Genomic DNA, 19,107 nt, shown 5'->3' with positions numbered 1-19,107 from the left:
AACGGAATTTAACGTCGGCTTGCGTTTAAGCCAGCGCTTCGGCGATCAACCGCCGCGTGTTGTCGATCCCGAACAGCGCGATGAAGCTGCCCATGCGCGGACCCGCGCTGGAACCGAGCAGCGTCTCGTAGAGCGCCTTGAACCAGTCGCGCAGGTTTTCAAAGCCATAGGCTTCGTTCTTGCCGATCTCGTACACGATATTCTGGATATCGTCGGCCGAGGCGTCGGCGGGCAGCGCCGCGAGCTTCGCGTCGAGTTCGGCCAGCGCCGCGCCTTCGCCGCCCTGCGGCTTGCGACGGTTCAGCGTCGGCGCGACATAGTCGCGGTTATACGCCATCGCATTGTCGATCAGCCGGTCGAGTTCGGGATAGGTCTCGGCATTCGCGCCGTCGACATATTGGCCGAGGTAGCGCCAGATCTGCTCCTTCGACGCATCGGCGCCCATCACTCCGACGAGATTGAGCAGCAGCCCGAACGTCACCGGCAGCTCGGCCGACGGCATATCCTCGCCGCGCGCGACATGGACGTGATGCACCGGGTTGCCGAGCTTCTTGTCGGGCTCCTGCGCCGCATAGTTGCCGCGCATCTGCAGATACTCGTCGACCGCCTTCGGGATCACGCCGATGTGGAGCTGCTTCGCCGCCTTGGGCTCGCGGTATGCGAAGAAGGCGAGGCTCTCCTCGCTACCATAGCTCAGCCACTGCTCGAGGCTGAGGCCATTGCCCTTCGACTTCGAAATCTTCTCGCCCTTTTCGTCGAGGAACATTTCGTAGATCAGCCCCTCGGGCTTCTGCCCGCCGAGCGCGCGTGCGATCTTGCCCGACTGGATGCCGCTGTCGGTCAGGTCCTTGCCGTACATTTCGTAGTCGACGCCCAGCGCGACCCAGCGCATCGCCCAGTCGACCTTCCACTGCAGCTTCGCGCCGCCGCCAAGGATGCTGTGCGTGATTGTCTCGCCCTCGTCCTCGAACGACACCAGGCCCTTGTCGGCGTCAACGACGGTCACCGGCACCTGCAGCACGATCCCCGACTTGGGGCTGACCGGCAGGATCGGCGAATAGGTCGCGGCGCGCTCGGCGCGCAGCGTCGGCAGCATGATGTCGAGAATGTCCTGGTTATGGCGCAGGACATTCTTCAGCGCCTCGTCGAACGCGCCCGACTTGTACCGCTCGGTCGAGCTGACGAATTCATATTCGAAGCCGAAGCGGTCGAGAAACTCGCGCAGCATCGCATTGTTATGATGCGCGAAACTTTCATACTTGCCGAACGGATCGGGGATCGCGGTGAGCGGCTTGCCGAGATGTTCGCGCAGCATCTCCTGCTGCGGCACATTGTCGGGGACCTTGCGCAGGCCGTCCATGTCGTCGCTGAACGCGACGAGGCGGGTCGGTGCGCCGCCGGTGATCGCCTCATAGGCGCGGCGGACCATCGTCGTGCGCAGCACTTCGTTGAAGGTGCCGATATGCGGCAGGCCCGAGGGACCATAGCCGGTCTCGAACAGCACCGCCTCGCCGCCCGGCTTGCCCTGCGGATAGCGTTTGACCAGCTTGCGCGCTTCCTCGAACGGCCAGGCCTTGGACGTTTGCGCGGGCTCGCGCAGCGACGGGTGAAGGTGCAAGTCAGTCATGGCGCGCCCATAGCGGCAAGAAGCGCGGATGGGAAGAAGACCGGACGCGCCAGTCCCCTTCTTGCCCGGTTCAGCCGCGCGGCTGGACCGCCGGCATGAAGCTGCTCCGGCGCAGCAGCGCCGCCGACACGAGCGACACGATGAGCGCGACCGGCAATATCTCGGTCAACGTCAGCGCCATGCGGAACAGCGGGTTCTTGTACTGCTCGGCCATCGCGCCCATTTCCGACGAGAATTTCGCGATCTCCGCCGCCGATTTGCCGGCCGCGCGCATATCCTCGATGCTCGAGGCGATATATTCGGCCATGAAGGTCCCGCCGGTCCGCCACATATAAAGTTCCCAGCCGAGGACATAGAACAGCCCCGCGACGAGCCCGATCCCAATCCCGACGCCAAAGGCTTTCCAGAAGCCGATCACCCCGCCCAGATCGACGTCGCGATAGCGCTTCACGCCGACGAAGACGAAAATGAGCGCGACCAGCATCGACAGATAGCCGGCGACCATTCCCATCGCGCCATGGTCGGCGAGGAAGCCGATGTTGATGAACATCCCCGCGACGACGATGACGCCCGCAATGGCGCCGTAAACCGCGATGATCCTGCCCATGATATATCTCCCCGATGGATGAATGCCATGCGAGATGCGCCGGAACAACGGCCGAAATCCATCGCCCAAACGGGTGATTTTGGGCCTTTCGTCCGAAACTACGGCAGGATGTCGAGCGTCCGCGCCTTCTGCACCGCCTGCGTCCGGCTGGCGACCTCCAGTTTTTCATAAACCCGCGCGACATGCGTCTTCACCGTGTTCGGCGAAATATCGAGCTGGCGCGCGATGACCTTGTTGGCGTGCCCCGCCGCGAGCATTTCGAGCACCTCGCACTCGCGCGCGCTGAGCCCGAGCGCGGCGATCGCCGCGTCGTTGCGCGCGAAAGCCTGCCGCGGCCGCGCGGTCAGCCGGTTGCCGACCCAGATGCCGAGCGTGACGCAAACGGCGGCAATGCAGACGATATAGAATTCGGCCGACCAGCGATGCACGACATGGCGATAATTCAACCATTCGAGCAGGAACGCCACCGCGGCCAGCGCAATGCCATAGAGGATGATCGACCGCGCCACGATCATCGGTAAATCATTGTCCGCAATTGCTTGCAATATGGCACCGTCAGTCGGGTTATCGTTACCGGAAAATTTACCATGTTGGGCTTAGCTTCCCTGCATGACGAATTTTCGTTCCCCCACGGCGCGCAGCCACAACCGGACGCCGGTTTCGATCGAGGTCATGGTCAATGGCGTCCTCAATTTCGTCGAGGGGCGCATCGTCGACCTGTCCGAAGGCGGCGCGCGCATCGACGGCGCGAGCATGCCCGCGCGGTCGCGCTGCGAAATCCATTATGCCGGCGAGGTCACCTACGCGATCGTGATGTGGTCGGAATTCGACCGTATGGGCGTCCGCTTCCCTTACGAGTTGACGCATGGCGCGCTCTACAACGCGCTCCGGAACGCACGCAGGGTCAAACCCACCGACGTGCCGCCGGCCTTTCTGAGCCAGCGCACCGCGGGCTTCGGACGCCGCGGGCTCAGCTAGTCCTTCCATCCTCCCTGTGCCGAAGGCATGGGGCGGTGGCAGCGCGAAGCGCTGACGGAAGGGCCGGTGCCTCTCGCCCCTCCACCGCCTTCGGCGGTCCCCCTCCCCATCGCTTTGCGACAGGGAGGATTGGTATGCCGCCTTGCCGCGTTCGCCTTTTGTCCCTAGCGTATTGCGATGCTCCCCCGCGTCGATCCCCTTGCCCTGCCCGCGCTCCACGCGAGCCATGTCGGCATCTGGATCGCCGATCCCGCAGGGCGCGTGCAGCGCGTCGGGCGCGGCGAAGCCATTGCCGCCGTCGCTGCGACACCGCACCTGCTCCTCAATGCAACGCTGACCGGCGATCGGCTCGGCTATCCCGAATTGTCGGGGCTCGACCTGCTCGAACTGTTCGCCTTCCTCTACCCGGCGCGCTTCGCGGTGCCGACGCCCGCCGGGATCGCCGCATCGATCGGCCTCGAAGCGCCGAAGGCCGAAGAGGACATCGCGTTCTTCCTCCGCCTCGCCGCCGCTGCGATGCTCGCCAGCCTAGATGAGCCCGACTGGCTCGAGCGCGAAGGCGCCTGGCACGGGCTGCAGGCGCTCGGGCGCCAGCGCTGGCCGTGGGCGTCGCTCATGCAATCGCGCCTCGGCCCGCCCGACAGGGCCGACCGCTGGCTCTTCGCCAGACTTCCCGAATGGGAGGAAGCGCCGCCGCGCCCGCAACCGCGGCAGGTGACGGTCAATCCCGACGACGTCCGCGCGCGCCTCGACCGGCTGACCGGCGACGGCGCCGAACGGCGCGCGGGGCAGCAGGATTACGCCCGCGCGGCCGCCGCGATCTTCGCGCCGCGCGAGCGCAAGGACATGCCGCAGATGCTCGTTGCCGAGGCTGGCACGGGGATCGGCAAGACATTGGGCTACCTCGCCCCTGCCAAGCAGTGGATCGACCAGTCGGCGGGTGCGGTCTGCATCTCGACCTACACAAAGGCGCTGCAACGCCAATTGTCGCGCGAGACCGAGAAACTCTATCCCGACGCCGCGACGCACCGCGAGAAGGTGGTGGTGCGCAAGGGCCGCGAAAATTACCTTTGCCTGCTCAATCTCGAGGATGCCTTGCAGGGCGGCTTTTCGGGCCGCGCCGCGATCCTTGCGCAGCTCGTCGCGCGCTGGGCGGCCTATACGCGCGACGGCGACATGGTCGGCGGCGACCTGCCCGGCTGGCTCCCCGCGCTGTTCCGCCGCAACGGGACGACCGCGCTCAGCGACCGGCGCGGCGAATGCATCTATGCGGGCTGCCCACATTTCCGCAAATGCTTCATCGAGCGCTCGGCGCGCGCCGCAGGCCAGGCGGATATCGTCATCGCCAACCATGCGCTGACGATGGTGCAGGCGGCGCGCCCGCGGGACGGCGGTGCGCCTGCAACGCGGCTGATCTTCGACGAAGGCCATCATCTGTGGGATGCCGCCGACAGCATGTTCGCGGCGGCGCTCACCGGACAGGAAGCGGTCGAAATCCGCCGCTGGGTGCTCGGACCCGAAGGCAAGTCGCGCGGACGGCGGCGCGGGCTCGCGGCGCGCCTCGCCGACGTCGCGAGCTATGACGAGGCGGGCGACAAGGCGATCCAGGCCGCGATCCAGGCAGCCGGCGAACTGCCCGGCGAAGGCTGGCTAGGGCGCATTTCCGAGAGCGAACCATGGGGTGCGATCGAGCGGTTACTCGTCGCGGTGCGCGCGATGACCTATGCGCGCAGCGTCGACACGCGCACCGGCGACAGCGGCTACGGCCTCGAAACCGAACTCGCCGATCCCGATCCCGAACTGGTCGCCGCCGCCGCGAAGGCGAGTGACGCGATCGAGGCGCTGCTGCGCCCGCTGATGGCGCTTGGCAAACGGCTTGACGCGCTGGTCGAGGATCCGCCCGACTGGCTCGATGGACAGGCGCGCGCGCGCGTCGACGGCGCGCGCAACAGCCTTGGCACGCGCATCGACACGCTCGGCGGGTGGCTCTCCTTGCTCGGGCGCGTCGGCGGCCCGGCAGATCCCGACTTCGTCGACTGGCTCGCGGTCGACCGCTTCGACGGACGCGAGTTCGATATGGGGCTGCACCGCCACTGGCTCGACCCGGCGCGGCCGGTCGCCGAGATCGTCTATCGGCCCGCGCAGGGGGTGCTCGTGACCTCGGCGACCTTGCGTAGCGGAAGCGGATGGACCGATGCCGACATCCGCACCGGCGCACGGCACATGGACGGCGGGGTCCAGCATTTCGCCGTGCCGAGCCCGTTCGACTATGCGCGCCAGTCCGAGGTGCTGATCGTCACCGACATCCCGCGCGGCGACCTGCCTGCGCTCGCCGGCGCGTACAGCCGGCTGATCGAGGCATCGGGCGGCGGCGCGCTCGGTCTGTTCAGCGCGATCCGGCGGCTCCGCATCGTCCACGCGCGCATCGCCGACCGCCTCGCCCGCGCCGGCCTGCCGCTCTATGCCCAGCACGTCGATCCGCTCGACACCGGCACGCTCGTCGACATCTTTCGCGCCGATCCGCACGCTTCGCTGCTCGGCACCGATGCGCTGCGCGACGGCGTCGACGTGCCCGGCGAGTCGCTACGCCTCGTCGTGATGGAGGGCGTGCCCTGGCCGCGCCCGACGATCCTCCACGCCGCGCGCCGTGCGGCGCAGGGCGGCAGCGCCTATGACGACAGCGTCATCCGCGCGCGCATCGGCCAGGCGTTCGGGCGGCTGATCCGCCGCGCCGACGATTTCGGCCAGTTCGTGATGCTCTCGCCCAGCTTCCCGTCAAGGCTGCTGAGCGGCTTTCCCGACGGAACGCCGGTCCGCCGCCTGCCGCTCGACGAGGCGGTGAACCATGTCGCGGCGGCGAATGTCGAACGAAGAAAAAGCGCCTTTCCCGCCTTTTCACCGTCATAAGTTTCCGGCAGAGAGCGAGCGAGAGGGTCACAGGGCAACGCGGGGAGCGATTTTGAAAAGTTTGACGATCCTGCGGCACGCAAAGTCGGGCTGGGACGTACAGGTCGAACGCGATTTCGACCGGCCGATCAACGCCCGCGGCCGCCGCGGCGCCGAGCTCATCGGGCAATATGTCAAGCGGCAGGGCCTGCCCGTCGACCGCATCATCGCCTCGCCCGCGGTGCGCGTGACCGAGACGCTCGACCTGTTCCAGCCGGCGGCGGCGCTCGATGCGCTCGAACCGCATTGGGACCGGCGCATCTATCTCGCATCGGCGGCGACGCTGATCGACGTCATCCGCGACATGGGCAAGGATGCGGAGCACCTGCTGATCTCCGGTCACAATCCGGGTCTGGAGGATCTGGTGCTCGAACTCGTCCCGTCGGACGGCGGCGGCCCGCTCCGCGAGCAGGTCGAGGACAAGCTGCCGACCTCGGCGCTCGTGCGGCTCGAACTCGACATCGCCGACTGGCACGATCTCGACGTCAACAAGGCGCGGATCACTGCGTTCGTCCGTCCGCGCGACCTCGACCCGGCGCTGGGACCGGCGATGGATAACGACTGACGCGGATTGCGGCTTTCGGGGCGGATTCCAGACCGTCCCCTATTTCCGTTCGTGTCGAGCGAAGTCGAGACACCCGGCAGCCTTGCGCCTAGCCCGAGGGGCATCTCGACTTCGACCGAAGGCTGAAGTTTATCCTGAGCGCCCGCCCTGCGGGCCGTCGAAGGGCTCGATGCGAACGGATTAGGTTGGGCGTCACGTCCACTTCCGGTCGTTACCGGTCGTTCGTCACCCCAGCGCCGGGTTCAGCTCTCTGACTTCGATCAGGAAGGTCTTGGGTTTCTTGAAATATTTGCTCTTGCGATTGACCTTGAGCCCCACGACCTCGGCGAGTTCCATGACGAAATGGACGCAGTTCGCCTTGTTCAGGCTGTAGCTTGGCTGCTTGCGGTCCTGCCATTCGCGGACCTTAGCGATCAGCCGCGCATAGGTCGCATCGTCGATGGTGACGCTGAACTGTCGGTCGCTCTTCGCGATATAGTCGGGCTGCGACGTCTGGACATAGCCCTTCACCGAACCGAGCAGGATCGCGGGGCTGACATTTTTCGCGGTGAAGCCGAAATTATTGTCGACCGCCTGCCCGCTGCCGTCGAGCCGTCCCTTCACGACGATGAAGGCGTGCGGGAAACGGTCGCCGAAATCGTGGCTGTAGAAGCTGACCGTGACCGCGGCCGATGCGGGAACCGCAGCGCCGAGACAGAAAGCCAGGAGGGCGAGGAGCATCAGGCGCAGGCGGAACATCGGCGCCCTGATAGCCATCCCCCACGCCGATTGCCAAGCCACCTTTGCGCTTGACGTGTCCGTCAAGCTGGCCTCTTCTCGCGCTGACAAGGATGTAAGGAGACGAGGGTGGCACGGAAGGCGATTTTCATCACCGGCGGCGGATCGGGCATCGGCCGCGCGACGGCACGCCATTTCGCCGCGCAGGGCTGGTTCGTCGGAATCGCCGACGTCAATTCGGCGGGGATCGACGAAACCGCCGCATTGCTGCCCGTGGGCGCGTCGTCACGCCATGTCATGGACGTCCGCGACCGCGACCAGTGGAAGGCCGCGCTCGATGATTTCGCAAAGGCCAGCGGCGGGCGGCTGGACGTGCTGTTCAACAACGCAGGGATCGGATCGGGCGGCCAGTTCATCGACATGGCGCCGGAAGAGGCCGACCGGTTGATCGCGATCAACTTCGGCGGTGTGGTCAACGGCGTCTATATGGCGCTGCCGCTGCTTCGCGCGACGCCGGGTTCGACGATCCTCAACACCGGATCGGCCTCGGGCTTTTATGGCGTCGCGGGGCTTGCGGTCTATTCGGCGACAAAATTCGCGGTGCGCGGCCTGACCGAAGCGCTCGAAATCGAATTCGCCAAGCACGACATCAAGGTGCGCTCGCTGATGCCGGGCTTCATCGACACGCCGATCCTCGACCAGGTCAGCGCCGACAGCAACGAGCCCGCGCGCGGCCGCCTGTCGGCCGCCGGTTTCGAAATCTCGCCGGTCGAGCGCGTGGCCGAAGCGGCGTGGGAAGCGGTTCACGGCACCAAGGTGCATGTCACCGTCGGCAAGATGGCCAAGCGCCTCTCTCGCCTCGCGCGCTTCTTTCCCGGCCTGATCGCGAAGCAGTCGAAGAAGATCGACGGGCTGGGAACCGCGGGACATTGATGCCGCGAGGATGATTGCAGCTGGGGGGCGACGCGGACGTCACACCCTCCCCTTCGTCATCCCGGACTTGATCCGGGATCCACCGCGGCGTTGACAGCATGGACCCCGGATCAAGTCCGGCGTGACGATGTTGGATGGTCCACTTCCGTTCGTCAGCTACCGCTCTCCGAAATCCACAGCGACAGCCCCGGCGGCGGATCGCCGGGCGGCGCATCGGCGACATGCCGCACCGCATCGGCGCGCGCGCGGTCGAGGACCGCGGCCGGGACGGCCGGCGAATGGAAGATATGGTCGGCCTCGCCGAGCAGCCGCGCGGCGCGCAGCGTCAGATCGTCGGGGTCATCGCCGGTGAGGCGGATGCTTTCGAGGCGCGGGGGCATAGTTTCTGCCGTACCGTCAAGCCATTCGCCGACCTTGTCGGCCGCCCCGGGAACGAGCGGGTCCAGCGCCCCGCCCGCCGCGAGCGCCGCGTCGATCGCGCGGCGGCGGTCGGCAGCCGCCGGCCAGCGCGCCTTCATCGTACCGCGCGCGGCATGGAGCGCCGATGCGAGCGCGCCGAGCCGCGACGGCAGCAACGCTTCGATCCGCTGGCGCACCGCCTTGGCGAGCCCGGCCGACGCACCGCCCGTCCCGATCGCGATCGTCACCGGCGCGCGGTCGACGATCGCCGGGGTCGTGAAGTCGCAGAGATCTGGCCGGTCGACGACATTGACGAGCAGACCGCGCGCGCGGAGGTCGGCCGCCGCCGCGCGCGCCGCTTCGTCATCGGCGAGCGCGACGAAGGCGATGGTTGCGCCTTCTTGCCACACCGGGACGATCCGCCCGCCCGCTCGCGTCACCAGCCGCGCCTTTGCTTCGGCCGCCTCGCCTTCCCCGACCAGCACGACCGTGCGGCCGGCAAGGTTGAGGAAGACGGGAAGCTGCTGCATCGTCAGTCGATCCAGTCGGGAACGCGCTCGGCGGCCATGATCGTGCCCGCGGCGATGCGGTCGGCGACGACGATATAGCGGTCGCCGTCGACCAGTACCTCGGGAACGAGGCTGCGGCTGTTGTAGGTCGATGCCATCGTCGCGCCATAGGCGCCCGCGGTGCGAAACACCGCGAGATCGCCCGACTCGACCTTGTCGATCACGCGGTCGCGCGCGAAAGTGTCGCCCGTCTCGCACACCGGTCCGACGATCGACGCGGTCATCGTCTCGCCCGTCGGCCTGACCGCAACGAAGTCGTGATACGCATCGTAAAGCGCCGGACGCGCGAGGTCGTTCATCGCGGCGTCGACGATCACGAAGGGATTGGTCGCGCCGGGCTTCACCCACAGCACCTCGGTGAGCAGGACGCCGGTGTTGCCCGCGATCACGCGGCCGGGCTCGAACATCAAGGTGACGTCCCAGTCCTTCGTCACCCGCGCGACCATCGCGCCATACTCCGCCGGGCTCGGCGGATTGTCCTCGGGTCGGTATGGCACGCCGAGGCCGCCGCCGAGGTCGACGTGGGTGATGCTGTGCCCCGCGGCGCGGAGGTCGGCGACAAGGCGGCCGACGCGCTCGAACGCGGCCTCCAGCGGCGCGAGGCTGGTGAGCTGGCTGCCGATGTGGAGCGCGATGCCGCGCATCTGCAGCCCCGGCAGCGCGGCTAGGCGGCCGAAGATTTCGGGCGCGACGTCGATGCCGACCCCGAACTTGTTCTCGGCCTTGCCGGTCGAGATCTTCGCATGCGTCCCCGCATCGACGTCGGGATTGACGCGCAGCACCGCAGGCGCGGTCATGTCCTTCGCAAGCGCGATTTCGGCGAGCGCGACGCCCTCGGGCTCATGCTCGATGTTGAACTGACCGATGCCGCGGTCGAGGCCCTGCGCCAGCTCGGCGCGCGTCTTGCCGACCCCCGAAAAGACGATGTCCTGCGGCGCCATGCCCGACGCGAGCGCGCGTTCGAGCTCGCCGCCCGAGACGACGTCGGCGCCATAGCCCTGCCGCGCGAGAACGCGCAGCACGCCGAGATTGGGGTTGCACTTGATCGCGAAGGCGATGTGCTTCCTGGGAATATCCTTGAGCGCCTCGGCGAAAACCTGTGCATGGCGTTCGAGCGTCGCGCGCGAATAGACATAGACGGGGGTGCCGATTTCCTCGGCGATGCGCGGCAAGGGAATGTCTTCGGCGTGGAGGACGCCGTCGCGGTATTCAAAATGGTCCATGGGTCGAAAGTCCTGAAGCTCAGCCCGGAGGCGGCAAATCGAAATCGTCGGGTTCGCGGCGTTCGGACCGTTTGAGAAGTTCGTCGCTGCGCGCGGGCCGGGCCTGCGCGTCAGGCGTCGTGAGCTCCTCCGTGGTCGGGGCGCTTGTCGCGCCGACGGGAACGACCGGCGCGGGCTGGTTCGCCGCCGGCTTCAGATCTTCCTTTGCACCGCACGCGCCGAGCAACGCGGCGGCAGCGATCATGGTCGCGATGAGGCGCTTCGTCGCCATCAATCCTGTCCTTCCAGCGCGGCGCGGGCCGCGGCAATGGCCTGCCTTACCCGTTCGGGCGCGGTACCGCCATAGCTGACGCGGCTCGCCACCGAAGCCTCGACGGTCAGCGCCGCGAGCGCATCGGGGGTGACCGCGGGGTGGATCGCGGCGGCCTCGGCGGCGGGCAGCGCCGACAGCTCAACGCCAAGCTCCTCGGATCGTTTCACGCAGGCACCGACGATATGATGCGCCTCGCGGAACGGCACCCCCGCCGCGCGCACCAGCCAGTCGGCAAGGTCGGTCGCGGTCGAGAAGCCCGAGGCGGCGAGCGCGCGCATCCGGTCGATGCGGAAGCTCAGCGTTTCGACCATGCCGGTCATCGCGGCAAGCGACAGCGCAAGCGCGTCGAAGGCGCCGAACACCGTCTCCTTGTCGTCCTGCAGATCCTTCGAATAGGTGAGCGGCAGGCCCTTCACGATCACGGCAAGACGCTGGAAGGCGCCGAGTAGCAGCCCCGCGCGGCCGCGCACGAGCTCGGCGGCGTCGGGGTTGCGCTTTTGCGGCATGATCGAACTGCCCGTCGACCAGGCATCGGGCAGGCTGACGAACCCGAAGGGCTGGCTCGCCCAGATCACCACTTCCTCGGCGAGGCGCGACAGGTGGATCGCCGCGATCGAGGCCGAGGCACAGAATTCGAGCGCGAAGTCGCGGTCCGACACCGCATCGATGCTGTTCGCCATCGGCCGGTCGAAGCCGAGCGCCGATGCGGTCGCGTGGCGATCGAGCGGAAAGCTGGTCCCCGCGAGTGCGGCGGCGCCGAGCGGCGATTCGTTGAGGCGGCGGCGCGCATCGGCGAAACGTCCGCGATCACGGGCGAACATCTCGACATAGGCGAGCAGGTGATGGCCGAGCGTCACCGGCTGCGCGACCTGGAGGTGCGTGAAGCCCGGCATGATGCTGTCGGCATGGTCTTCGGCGCGCGCGAGCAGCGCGGTCTGCAGCGCTTTAAGCCCCGCGTCGATGCGGGTGCACGCCGTGCGGACCCACAAGCGGAAATCGGTCGCGACCTGGTCGTTGCGCGAGCGCGCGGTGTGCAGGCGCCCGGCCGCTTCGCCGACCAGTTCCTTCAGCCGCGATTCGACCGTCATGTGGATGTCTTCGAGGCTGAGGTCGACCGGCACGCCCCGTTCGGCGAACTCGTCGGCGATCAGCGCGAGACCGCGGTCGATCTGCGCCGCATCGTCGGGGTTGATGATCCCGCAGGTTCCCAGCATCGCCGCATGGGCCCGGCTGGCGGCGATATCTTCTTCCCACAATCGCTTGTCGACGGGGATCGAGGCGTTAATTTCTTGCATGATCGCCGCGGGTCCGCCACCGAAGCGGCCGCCCCACATGCTGTTGCTGTCCGGAGTATCCGCCATTCGCCGCGCCCTGACCAAATTTCCGATGATCCTGCCGCTGATGCTCGCCGGATCGCTGATCGCGGGCTGCGATAGGGAAAAGCAGGCCGACGGGCAAGCCGCGGCGCCCCAAGCAAATATTTCATCCGGCGAAGCGAGGGACGTCGGCGCCTTCAAGCATATCGTCGACCGCACCAATGCGGGCAAAGCCGCCCCCGCGGTGAGCTTTACCGGGCCCGACGACGCGCCGGTGACGCTCGCGTCGTTCCGCGGCAAGCCGTTGCTCGTCAACCTGTGGGCGACCTGGTGTGCGCCGTGCGTCGCCGAAATGCCGACGCTCGACGCGCTGGCGGCGCAGCAGGGCAAACGCCTGACGGTGATCGCGGTCGCGCAGGATCTGCAGGGCGCCGCCGTTGTCGATCCCTGGTTCCAGAAGGCAGGCCTCAAGGCGCTGCAGCCCTATCTCGATCCGAAGAACGGCCTGCTCGACGCCGCGGCCAGCGCGCTGCCGACGAGCATACTCTATGACGCGCGGGGCAAGGAAGTCTGGCGCGTCGTCGGCGCGATCGACTGGCAGGGAGACGAAGCGAAGGCGTTGCTGGCCGAGGCGGGGGCTTAGCTCACCCCGGGTGCGCTTCGTCGCCGACGCTCGATTTCAGGAGGCCGCGAAACACCTCGCGCGCGTCGCGCTTGCCCTGCGTCACGTCGAACACGTCGCGTGCGATCGGCATCGCCAAGTCATATTTTTCGGCGAGCGCCATAACCGTCGGGGCGCTCTTCACCCCTTCGGCGACCATGTTCATCCCCGCGATGATGTCGTCGATATGGCGGCCCTTGCCGAGTTCGACCCCGACATGGCGATTGCGGCTCAAGGGGCTGGTGCAGGTCGCGATCAGATCGCCCATGCCGGTGAGCCCCGCGAAGGTTTCGGGCCGCCCGCCCATCGCGACGCCGAGCCGCGTAATCTCGGCCAGCCCGCGCGTCATCAGCCCCGCGCGCGTATTGTCGCCCGCCCCAAGCCCGTCGCCCATGCCGACCGCGATCGCGATGATATTCTTGAGCACCCCGCCCAGCTCGCAGCCGAGCAGGTCGGTGTTCGTGTAGACGCGGAACAGCCCCGAGTGGAACACCGGCTGGAGCGCGCGGACGACAATCTCGTCTTCCATGGAGAGTACGCTCGCCGCCGCCTGCCCCGTCATGATCTCGCGCGCGAGGTTCGGGCCGGTCAGCACGCCAACCGGGTGGCCGGGCAGGATCTCCTCGATCAGTTCGGTCATCCGCTTGCCCGACGCAAGCTCCAAGCCCTTCGTGAGGCTGATCACCGGCACCCATGGGCGGAGATGGTTGCGCGCTTCCTCGAGGACGCCGCGGAAGCTGTGCGAGGGGACGCCCATCACGAGCACATCGGCACCGGCGACGACCTCGGCCATGTCGTTCGTCGCGCGGAGCGCCGCGGGCAGCTTGATGCCCGGCAGATATTTGCGGTTCTCGCTGGCGCCGTTGATGCTCTCGACGGTTTCGGCATCGCGCGCCCAGAGCGTGATCGGCGCGTTGCGCGACACGACCGAGGCGACCGTCGTTCCCCAGCTACCCCCGCCGAGCAGGCCCACTTTGAGGCGCATATGTCTCTCCCTGTTTCGGGCGAGAGTGGCGCGGGATGAGGGGGTTGGCAAGGCGTTTGCCCATTCGTCACCCCGGACTTGATCCGGCGTCCATCACCGCGCGCTTGTCGTGGATCCCGGATCAAGTCCGGGATGACGAAGGTTCAGGGGTGCTCGCCCAGAAACGCGCGCTGGACCTCTGCGGTTGCTTTCGGGTCCTCGATCATCGGGACGTGCGCGACATGCTCGAAGATATGGCTGTTGCTGCGCGCGATCCCCTTTTCGAGCACCGCGACGCAGCTGACGTCGATCAGCTTGTCGTGGCGGCCCCAGATGATCAATGTCGGCACCGTCACCTTGTGAAGCTCGTCGTTGAGCGGCTTCGCCTCCATCTCGTCGGCGATCGTCCAGAAGATCTTGTCGAGCAGGTCGCGGTGCTTCAGCGCGTCGGCGTAGATTACCGGCTTGAGCCGTGCCGGCACATAGGTCGGCTTGCGGACGACGAAGGCGATCAGTCGGTCAGCGTCCTCGAGATTGGCGATGACCAGCGGATTATAGTCGCGGTTCGCGGCGAGCTTCTGCAACTCGCTTTCGTCGGCGCCGAGGATGCCCGCATTGTTCATCAGCGTCAGCGTGCGGAGCGCATCGGGATAATCGATCGCGAAGCGCAGCGCGATCCAGCCGCCCATGCTGTTGCCGCCAAGGTGCGGGCGGTCGATGCCGAGCGCATCCAGAAAACCCTTCAGCCGTGCGGCCTGGCTGCCGACGTCGAAGGGCAATTCGCCGTCGCGGTCATTCTCGCCGAAGCCCGGCAGATCGGGCGCGATCAGATGATAGTCCTTCGTCAGCCACGGCGCATAAAAGGTCCAGTGATCCTTGTCGGCACCGAAGCCGTGCACCATCACGAGGGTCGGCTTCGACGGATCGCCGCCCTCCAGATAAGGCCAGGTGCGGCCGTCGACCGTCACCGTCTTCCGTTCGACGCGGGCGCGCTTGCGCATCAGCCAGCGCATCAGCAGCACGATCTGTTCGGGGAAGAAGAGATAGAGCAGCGTCAGGAAGACGATGGCCGAGATGAGGACGATGATGATGAAGCTCATGATGCGGTTCCGCCCGGACTATGCGCGTCGAACCAAGCGATGAGGTCGCCCAGCACCGCATCGCGCTCGGGCTCGTTGTAGATCTCGTGGAACAGGCCCGGATAGATCTCGAGCCTCTTGTCCACCGACGACACATGCTCGAACAGATAGCGCGATCCGGCAGGCGCGGTCAGCCGGTCGGCCTCGCCGTGCTGGATCAGGATCGGCAGGCGGATCTTGGGCGCGTCGGCCTGCGCGACCGCCATCGCGTCCATGAATTCCTTGCCGAGCCGCGCGCCGATCTTGCCGCCATAGACGAGCGGGTCGGCCTGATAGGCGGCGACCACCGCGGGATCGCGGCTGACCCCGGTCGCATCGAGCGACAGCACGCCGAGACGCGGGAAGAAGCGCGACAGGAAGCGGCTGATCCACACGGTGAAACGCGACGGCGGCTCGGCGGGCAGGATCGCAGGGCCGGAAAGCGCGGCCGCGACGAACGCCTGCTGGCGCTCGATCAGGAACAGGGTTGCGATCAGGCCGCCCATGCTGTGGCCGAGGAGCAGGCGCGGCGTGTCGCCATGATTGACTTCGACGAGCGTCAGCAATTCGCTCATGCCATCGAGGAAAGCCGAGAAGCGCGGCACGAAACCGCCCTCGCCGTCCGAGGCGCCATGGCCCCAATGGTCGACCGCATAGATGGCGTAGCCGGCGTCGGTCAGCCGCTTCGCCACATACTCATAACGCCCCGCATGTTCGGCATAGCCGTGCGCGAGCAGCACCACCGCCTTTGGTCGCCCTTCGGGAAGCCAGTGGGTGACGTGCAGCTTCGCGCCGGCGCCGGCCGATCCGGCGGGCAGCGTCAGCGCGGGCATGTTAGCGGACCGCTTTCTTCAGCGCCGAGCTGCGGTGGCCGGGGCCGTCGTCGCCGGCCTTGTCGATCTTGGCGAGGATCGCGTCGAGCGCGCGGCTGATTGCGGTCTGGGTGCGCACCATCTCGACCTTCGGCCAGGCGGTGCGCTGGCCGGTGTCGATCAGTTCGTCGATGTCGTCCTGTGCAAGGTCGCTCAGGATCTTGGTCGGCGACCAGAATTTGGGCGGGCGAATGATATTGATGTCGCCGGTATATTCCTGATTGATCACCGAACGCGCCATATTGGCGAGGCTGTTGAGCGGCGGCACGAGTTCGAGCGGCTTCTGGAAGATCACCATGTTCGCGTTGAGCCACGCCTTGAAGGTCGCGATCGACGCGTGTTGAATGGCCTCGATCGGCGCCATCTGCTTGCGCGTATCGGTCGCGAAGGGCAGCGCGAGCGGGTTTGCCTGGCTGACGATATGGTGGTTGACGCCATAGAGGCGTTCGAGCCGCTTGGTCGGAATGTCGTGCGTCACCGATCCGTCGACCCAGCGCCGGTCGGGCTGATAGGGGACGCGGTTGCCGTCCTCGTCGCGCGCCATCAGCATGACCGGCGGGAAGACGCCGGGCACCGCGCACGACGCCAGCACCGCTTCGCGGATCAGCACGTTCGGCGCGGTGATCGCGTTCAGGAGGCGGCCGTTCTGATACTTCTCCGCGGGGGCGACCGAGACGTTGAGATGCCGACCGCTGATCTCGTATGCTTCCTGAAAGGTCAGGTCGGGAATCAGCTCGGCGAGGCGATCGCGCACTTCGTCGGGCGCAAGGCGCTTCATCTCGGGATCGCGCGCGGGATTGGCGAGGCGCTTGCTGTCGAGGAAGGGGCCGATGTCGGCGTCCTTGCGCGTGCAGACGATCGCCGCGACGATCGACCCCCCGCTCGATCCCGCGAGAATGTTCGGCAGCACGCCCTGTTCCCAGAGCGCCTTCACGACGCCGACGTGGAAGAAGAGGAAGCTCCCCGAACCCGAGAGCAAGAGCGCCGAGCGCCCGTAGCAATGCTGCGCGCGGCGGAAGAAGTCGCGTTTTTCCTCGCGCGGGATCGAGCGCGATGCGGCGATCTTGTCGAGCGCGGCGACAACCTCGGCGACATAGGCCTCGATCAGCTTCTTCGTGCCGAAGCGCGCCTTCTGGTAGAGGCGCTCGGCGCCCATGCCGTCGATATTGCCGTGGATGCCCTCGTTGAGGACGAAGAGCAGCCCCTTGACGTCACCCGCCGCCGAAAGCTTGCGGAGCTTTTCCAGCCTTGCCCGAATGGCCTTGTAATCGAAATGCCGGCTCTCGTCGGAATCGCGCCACGCCTGCATCCCCGATTTTACGTCCGCGGCAAGCGCCGCTTTCGACCAGGCGGCATAGTCGGATGCGCGTACAAGCTCGGCGTCAGCGCTGAGCGTCGGGGCAAAAATCATTCGGTCATCCTGCATTGTTTCTATTTTTAGCGATTCTTGCTGGTTACGTTGTCTTTGGCAACTGTTTTGACATCGCTGTCCCGCTCCCGTCGACCCGGATACCCACTGTCGTCATCCCGGACTTGATCCGGGATCCATCACGCCGGCGCAGACGTGGATCGCGGATCAAGTCCGGGATGACGAAGAAGGAGGGGGCCTCTTCTTCCCCTTCACAAGGGCCTTATCTTTCGCCTTCGGCTTGGTGGCAGGTTTCGGGGCAGGCTTCGCTTTTGCCTTGGGTTTCGTGGCCAGCTTGGGCGCCGCTTTTGGCTTTGCCGTGGCGGTTTTCGGTGCGGCGGGCGCCTTCTCCGCCTTCGGCGTCGCCGCCATCAGGTCGGCGAAACTTTCATCGATGCACTCCCTGAAAAAGGCGATGTCGGGCATGATCGCGCGCTCGCTGATGATCGAGAAGGCGATGCGGCCGTTGTAGCTTGGGGTCGCGACGAACAGCCCCATATTGTTCGCGAGCGGCGCCATGCCGTGCTGCTGCACGAGCTGCGCGCCCGCGAGGTAGAGCGGCACCTGCGCGCCGGGCACGTTCGAGATGAACAGGTTCGTCCCGCGCACCGCGAACCGCTCGCTGGTGATAATGCGCGCGACCGCGGCCATCGTCGCGCCGGGAATATGCTGCGACAGGTCGGTCATGATCCGCGCGCTGACGCCCGCCTTCGCCTCTTTCGCCTCGACCGTATAGTCGCGGATCGCCGCGAGGCGCGCGAGCGGGTCGGCGATGTCGGTGCGCACCGGCACGCTCATCGCGGAGACCTGATTGCCGGGCGTGCTCGCTTTCCCCGCGCCCTTTTCCTTGCCGCGCAAATTGATCGGCGCGACCGCGACAAGGCTCTCTTTCGGCAGCTCCTTGTGCTTCGCGAGATATTTGCGCAGCGCGCCGCCGACGGTGGTCAGGACGACGTCGTTGACCGTCGCACCCGGCACCTTCTTGCGGATTTCGGCGACGTCAGAGAGTGCCACCGTCGTTCCGTCGAACATCTTGTGCGGGCCGACGGGGGCGTTGAAGCGCGTTTCGGGAACGCCGGCGGTCATCCCGCCCTCGGCCATCGACTTGCGCGCCGACGCGACGATCGCGGGCGAAACCTTGAGCAGGGCGTTCATGAACTTGACCGGCGACTGCATCGACGCCGACCAGGCGCGTGTCACCGTTTCGGCGCTCGACGGCGGACGGCCGAGCTCTTCGGCCGGCGGCGGCTCGGCAATCGCAGGGGTGCCCTTCGCGTCGATGTCGCTCATCGCGATGAAGGCGTGCGCGCCCGACGCGCCGTCGACCGCGGCATGGTGGACGCGGTGGAGCATCGCGAAGCTGCCCTTCGGAATCCCCGTTATGCGGTCGAGCCCCTCGATGATGTAGATGTCCCAGAGCGGCCGGTTCATATCCATCGGCTTCGAGAAATAGCGCGCGACCGCGATGCAGAACTGCCGCCAGTCGCCCGGCTCGGGCAGGCGCGCGTGGCTCATGTGCGCTTCGATGTCGAAATGCTCGTCCTCGACCCAATAGGGATGGTCGAGATCGAACGGTAGCCGGTGGAGGCGGCGCTTGAACAGCGGCGAGGTGTGCACGCGGCTTTCGACGTGGCGGATGATGTCCTTGAAGCGCACGAAGCCGCCCGGCGCGGTCGAGGGGTCGTAGATATAGACCCCCATGATGTGTGTCAGATTGTTCGCGGTCTGCGTGTAGAGGAACTGGGCATCCTGCGCGCTGAGCTGTTTAAGCATGTCGGGTTCCTTTGCAGTTCCACAATATCGTCATCCCGGCGAAGGCCGGGATCTCGCCCTCGCAACTGGACGCAACGGCGAGATCCCGGCCTTCGCCGGGATGACGAGAATGAGGCGG

18 protein-coding genes are annotated in these 19,107 nt (G+C 66.7%); 5 read left to right on the top strand and 13 right to left on the bottom strand.

The window, feature by feature from the left end:
* Positions 1–25 precede the first annotated feature (25 nt).
* The 3 genes from QOL79_RS02700 to QOL79_RS02690 form a co-directional block, all read right to left on the bottom strand.
* Positions 26–1,627, bottom strand: coding sequence for a lysine--tRNA ligase (locus tag QOL79_RS02700; protein WP_058454512.1), 1,602 nt, complete (start codon positions 1,625–1,627; stop codon positions 26–28).
* A gap of 70 nt (positions 1,628–1,697) precedes the next feature.
* Entirely contained in the window at positions 1,698–2,234 is a 537-nt protein-coding gene (locus QOL79_RS02695) for a DUF4199 domain-containing protein (protein WP_058454513.1), read from the bottom strand.
* Positions 2,235–2,332: 98 nt separating this feature from the next.
* Positions 2,333–2,749 carry a response regulator transcription factor gene (locus QOL79_RS02690; RefSeq protein ID WP_283418540.1) on the bottom strand — a complete coding sequence of 139 codons (417 nt, stop codon included), beginning with the start codon at positions 2,747–2,749 and terminating at the stop codon, positions 2,333–2,335.
* A 94-nt stretch (positions 2,750–2,843) separates the two neighbouring features.
* Here QOL79_RS02690 and QOL79_RS02685 point away from each other — a divergent pair, with 94 nt between their 5' ends.
* From QOL79_RS02685 to QOL79_RS02675, 3 genes are all read left to right on the top strand, one after another.
* Positions 2,844–3,212, top strand: a complete 369-nt coding sequence (locus QOL79_RS02685) for a PilZ domain-containing protein (protein ID WP_283418539.1) — start codon at positions 2,844–2,846, stop codon at positions 3,210–3,212.
* Between the two features lie 177 nt (positions 3,213–3,389).
* On the top strand, positions 3,390–6,119 hold the full coding sequence (locus QOL79_RS02680; RefSeq protein WP_283418538.1) for an ATP-dependent DNA helicase: 2,730 nt from the start codon (positions 3,390–3,392) through the stop codon (positions 6,117–6,119).
* Between the two features lie 52 nt (positions 6,120–6,171).
* A complete protein-coding gene (locus QOL79_RS02675) occupies positions 6,172–6,723 on the top strand; it encodes a SixA phosphatase family protein (protein ID WP_204993217.1) in 552 nt (183 codons plus the stop codon).
* A gap of 225 nt (positions 6,724–6,948) precedes the next feature.
* On the opposite strand, the gene QOL79_RS02670 is transcribed toward QOL79_RS02675, so the two are convergent.
* Positions 6,949–7,461: a hypothetical protein gene (locus tag QOL79_RS02670; protein WP_058454516.1), complete on the bottom strand. Its 513-nt coding sequence runs from the start codon at positions 7,459–7,461 to the stop codon at positions 6,949–6,951.
* 108 nt (positions 7,462–7,569) lie between these two features.
* On the opposite strand from QOL79_RS02670, the gene QOL79_RS02665 reads away from it, so the two are divergent.
* The gene (locus tag QOL79_RS02665) at positions 7,570–8,373 is read left to right on the top strand and encodes an SDR family oxidoreductase (RefSeq protein ID WP_058454517.1); all 804 of its coding nucleotides are present in this window, start codon (positions 7,570–7,572) and stop codon (positions 8,371–8,373) included.
* 152 nt (positions 8,374–8,525) lie between these two features.
* Here QOL79_RS02665 and QOL79_RS02660 read toward each other — a convergent pair whose 3' ends face one another.
* Genes QOL79_RS02660 through argH form a run of 4 tightly spaced genes read right to left on the bottom strand, consistent with a single transcriptional unit; the run spans position 8,526 to position 12,238 of the window.
* Positions 8,526–9,302, bottom strand: coding sequence for a precorrin-2 dehydrogenase/sirohydrochlorin ferrochelatase family protein (locus tag QOL79_RS02660; RefSeq protein ID WP_283418537.1), 777 nt, complete (start codon positions 9,300–9,302; stop codon positions 8,526–8,528).
* Positions 9,303–9,304: 2 nt separating this feature from the next.
* Complete coding sequence (gene lysA / locus QOL79_RS02655; RefSeq protein ID WP_283418536.1) at positions 9,305–10,564, bottom strand: diaminopimelate decarboxylase; 1,260 nt, start codon at positions 10,562–10,564, stop codon at positions 9,305–9,307.
* 19 nt (positions 10,565–10,583) lie between these two features.
* Positions 10,584–10,835 carry a hypothetical protein gene (locus tag QOL79_RS02650; RefSeq protein WP_058454520.1) on the bottom strand — a complete coding sequence of 84 codons (252 nt, stop codon included), beginning with the start codon at positions 10,833–10,835 and terminating at the stop codon, positions 10,584–10,586.
* A complete protein-coding gene (gene argH / locus QOL79_RS02645) occupies positions 10,835–12,238 on the bottom strand; it encodes an argininosuccinate lyase (RefSeq protein ID WP_283418535.1) in 1,404 nt (467 codons plus the stop codon). Before argH ends, QOL79_RS02650 begins: the two co-directional genes overlap by 1 nt.
* Between argH and QOL79_RS02640 the strand changes: the two genes are divergently transcribed.
* Complete coding sequence (locus QOL79_RS02640) at positions 12,210–12,836, top strand: TlpA family protein disulfide reductase (protein ID WP_283418534.1); 627 nt, start codon at positions 12,210–12,212, stop codon at positions 12,834–12,836. The two genes, argH and QOL79_RS02640, sit on opposite strands and share 29 nt — an antisense overlap.
* 1 nt (position 12,837) lies before the next feature.
* Here the strand turns inward: QOL79_RS02640 and QOL79_RS02635 are convergent, their stop codons facing one another.
* From QOL79_RS02635 to QOL79_RS02615, 5 genes are all read right to left on the bottom strand, one after another.
* Positions 12,838–13,839 (bottom strand): NAD(P)H-dependent glycerol-3-phosphate dehydrogenase, encoded by a 1,002-nt coding sequence (locus QOL79_RS02635; RefSeq protein WP_283418533.1) that lies wholly within the window; start codon positions 13,837–13,839, stop codon positions 12,838–12,840.
* Positions 13,840–13,982: 143 nt separating this feature from the next.
* Positions 13,983–14,918: an alpha/beta fold hydrolase gene (locus QOL79_RS02630; RefSeq protein ID WP_283418532.1), complete on the bottom strand. Its 936-nt coding sequence runs from the start codon at positions 14,916–14,918 to the stop codon at positions 13,983–13,985.
* Positions 14,915–15,769 (bottom strand): alpha/beta hydrolase, encoded by an 855-nt coding sequence (locus QOL79_RS02625; protein WP_283418531.1) that lies wholly within the window; start codon positions 15,767–15,769, stop codon positions 14,915–14,917. Before QOL79_RS02625 ends, QOL79_RS02630 begins: the two co-directional genes overlap by 4 nt.
* Before the next feature lies 1 nt (position 15,770).
* Complete coding sequence (locus QOL79_RS02620; RefSeq protein ID WP_283418530.1) at positions 15,771–17,219, bottom strand: DUF3336 domain-containing protein; 1,449 nt, start codon at positions 17,217–17,219, stop codon at positions 15,771–15,773.
* A 165-nt stretch (positions 17,220–17,384) separates the two neighbouring features.
* Positions 17,385–18,989 carry a wax ester/triacylglycerol synthase family O-acyltransferase gene (locus tag QOL79_RS02615; RefSeq protein ID WP_058454526.1) on the bottom strand — a complete coding sequence of 535 codons (1,605 nt, stop codon included), beginning with the start codon at positions 18,987–18,989 and terminating at the stop codon, positions 17,385–17,387.
* Between the last annotated feature and the right edge of the window lie 118 nt (positions 18,990–19,107).

It is taken from the genome of Sphingopyxis sp. Geo48 (assembly GCF_949769155.1).
Classification (GTDB): Bacteria; Pseudomonadota; Alphaproteobacteria; order Sphingomonadales; family Sphingomonadaceae; genus Sphingopyxis.
Note: the sequence above shows the minus strand (reverse complement) of the source record. Positions and strands in the feature narration are given on the sequence as shown.